Below are 2604 nucleotides of genomic sequence, written 5' to 3'. Positions count from 1 at the left end.
GAGATTAGTGGAAATCATTGAAAGAGCCAAGTAACCATGATACAACAAGAATCACGATTGACAGTTGCCGATAACAGTGGCGCCAGAGAAGTGCTCTGTATCCGCGTGCTGGGTGGAACAGGAAAAAGGTATGCAACCATTGGCGACAAGATCATCGTCACGGTGAAAACAGCCATTCCATCCGGCAACATCAAAAAAGGAACCGTATCCAAAGCCGTTGTCGTCCGGACAAAAAAGGAGATCCGACGGAACGACGGATCCTACATACGGTTTGACGATAATGCAGTGGTACTGTTGAACACTGCCGGAGAAATGGCCGGTACGCGCATATTCGGACCGGTGGCCCGGGAACTCCGGGATAAGAAATACATGAAGATCATTTCGTTGGCACCTGAAGTACTGTAGCAATCAAATACGGAACAGTGATGAAAAAGAAATTTCATATTCGCAAAGGAGATACGGTGATGGTCATTGCCGGTGACTCCAAGGGTCAGCAGGGCCGGGTCCTTAAGATCGACATCGATAAGGAAAATGCCATTGTTGAAGGAGTCAACATGATGGCAAAGCATAGCAGGCCAAACACACAGAATCCCAAGGGAGGGATTTTGCATAAGGAAGCGCCCATCCACATTTCCAACCTCAAGGTGGTCGATTCTTCCGGAAAACCAACGCGTACCGGGCGCAGAATCGACCCGAAAACCAATAAAGCAATCCGGTTCTCAATTAAATCTGGGGAGGTGATCAAGTAATGAACTACGTACCACGTCTGAAAAAACAATACCAGGAAGAAATTACTCCTGCATTGATGAAACAGTTTGAGTTTACCAACCTGATGCAGGTGCCCAGGCTGGTGAAAATCTGCCTGAACCAGGGTATGGGATCAGCAATCACGGACAAAAAATTACTGGAGACCGGAATTGTTGAAATGACATCCATCACGGGTCAGAAAGCCGTCACCACCAAATCAAAAACGGATATATCGAATTTCAAGTTGCGCCGGGGTATGCCCATCGGTATCCGGGTGACCCTGAGGGACATCAAAATGTATGAGTTCCTCGACAGGCTCGTTTCGGTTTCCATTCCCCGCATCCGGGATTTCAAAGGCATCAACGACAAGGGATTCGACGGAAGGGGAAATTTTACTTTCGGTGTTTCGGAACAGATCATCTTTCCGGAGATCGATATCGATAAAGTAGCCAAAATCAATGGAATGGATATCACATTTGTGACAACCGCCAAAAATGACAAGGAAGCCTATGCATTGCTAAAAGAATTTGGAATACCATTTAAAACTCAAAAATAAGTATACATGGCGAAGGAATCAATGAAGGCTCGTGAGATCAAACGGCTTATGCTCAATAAGAGGTTCGCGGCCAAAAGAAAAGAATTGAAAGAAAAAGGTGACTACATCGCATTGCAGAAACTGCCCAAAAATTCATCCAGCGTCCGGCTGCACAACCGTTGTCAGCTTACCGGCCGCTCCAGGGGATACATCCGCCTGTTCGGTATCTCCCGTATCAATTTCAGGGAGATGGCGAACCAGGGACTGATCCCCGGTGTGAAAAAAGCCAGCTGGTAATGTTATGATGTCCATTAATTAAACCGAGATATACACAATGACGACAGATCCAATTGCAGATTATCTGACTCGAATCAGGAATGCGGTGAAGGCCAACCACCGGATCGTGGAGATCCCCGCCTCCAATCTAAAAAAAGAGATGACAAAGATCCTCTTTGATAAAGGATATATTTTGAATTATAAATTCGAGGATGACCAGGTGCAGGGTGTCATAAAAATTGCCCTGAAGTACCATCCCTCGACAAAATTGCCGGCGATCAACTCACTGAAGCGTGTCAGCAAACCAGGGCTCCGCAAGTATGTGGATGCAGAACGGCTGCCCCGGGTCCTCAACGGGCTTGGCATTGCCATACTGTCAACCTCCCAGGGCGTGATGACCGATAAGGAAGCGCGTAAACTGAATATCGGCGGTGAAGTTCTATGTTATATAAGCTAATACAGGAGAATAAACAATGTCACGAGTAGGAAAATTACCCATTTCCATTCCTGAAGGTGTCAACATAACCATCACGGATGATAACAGGGTAACGGTAAAGGGTAGTATGGGAGAACTTAGCCAGCAGGTTGATCCCCAGATTGAAGTCAGGGTGGAAGACGGCATGCTGCATCTCAGAAGAAGCTCCGATGAAATAGAGCCGCGGTCCAAGCACGGTCTGTACAGGGCGCTGCTGGCGAATATGGTCAAGGGCGTTTCCACGGGTTTTACAATTACCCAGGAGATGGTGGGCGTTGGGTATAAGGCTGCGCTGAACGGACAGACGCTCGACATCGCCGTTGGCTATTCCCATAATATCATCTTTCAGCTTCCCCCTGAAATCAAGGCGGAAGTAAAAATCGAACGGGGAAAGAATCCCCTGATCATCCTGCAATCGCACGACAGGCAGCTGCTGGGCCAGGTTTCGGCAAAGATCCGTTCGCTCAGGCCTCCTGAACCCTACAAGGGCAAGGGGATCAAGTTTGAGAATGAACAACTGAGAAGAAAAGCCGGCAAGGCAGCTGAAAAGAAATAACCTGTTTTTTAAATG

Annotated in this window: 6 protein-coding genes; all 6 read left to right on the top strand. The window is 47.4% G+C overall.

Features of this window, described 5'->3' with window-relative positions:
* Positions 1-36: 36 nt before the first annotated feature.
* Genes rplN through rplF form a run of 6 tightly spaced genes read left to right on the top strand, consistent with a single transcriptional unit; the run spans position 37 to position 2589 of the window.
* Complete coding sequence (gene rplN, locus PKI34_13605; GenBank protein ID HNS18841.1) at positions 37-405, top strand: 50S ribosomal protein L14; 369 nt, start codon at positions 37-39, stop codon at positions 403-405.
* Positions 406-425: 20 nt separating this feature from the next.
* Entirely contained in the window at positions 426-749 is a 324-nt protein-coding gene (gene rplX / locus PKI34_13600; protein ID HNS18840.1) for a 50S ribosomal protein L24, read from the top strand.
* Complete coding sequence (gene rplE / locus PKI34_13595; protein HNS18839.1) at positions 749-1303, top strand: 50S ribosomal protein L5; 555 nt, start codon at positions 749-751, stop codon at positions 1301-1303. Before rplX ends, rplE begins: the two co-directional genes overlap by 1 nt.
* Before the next feature lie 6 nt (positions 1304-1309).
* Positions 1310-1579, top strand: coding sequence for a 30S ribosomal protein S14 (gene rpsN, locus PKI34_13590; protein ID HNS18838.1), 270 nt, complete (start codon positions 1310-1312; stop codon positions 1577-1579).
* Positions 1580-1616: 37 nt separating this feature from the next.
* Positions 1617-2015 (top strand): 30S ribosomal protein S8, encoded by a 399-nt coding sequence (gene rpsH, locus PKI34_13585; protein ID HNS18837.1) that lies wholly within the window; start codon positions 1617-1619, stop codon positions 2013-2015.
* A gap of 16 nt (positions 2016-2031) precedes the next feature.
* Positions 2032-2589: a 50S ribosomal protein L6 gene (gene rplF / locus PKI34_13580; protein HNS18836.1), complete on the top strand. Its 558-nt coding sequence runs from the start codon at positions 2032-2034 to the stop codon at positions 2587-2589.
* The last annotated feature ends 15 nt before the right edge of the window (positions 2590-2604 follow it).

Source organism: Bacteroidales bacterium (assembly GCA_035342335.1).
In the GTDB taxonomy this organism is placed as follows: Bacteria; Bacteroidota; Bacteroidia; order Bacteroidales; family JAGONC01; genus JAGONC01.
Note: the sequence above shows the minus strand (reverse complement) of the source record. Positions and strands in the feature narration are given on the sequence as shown.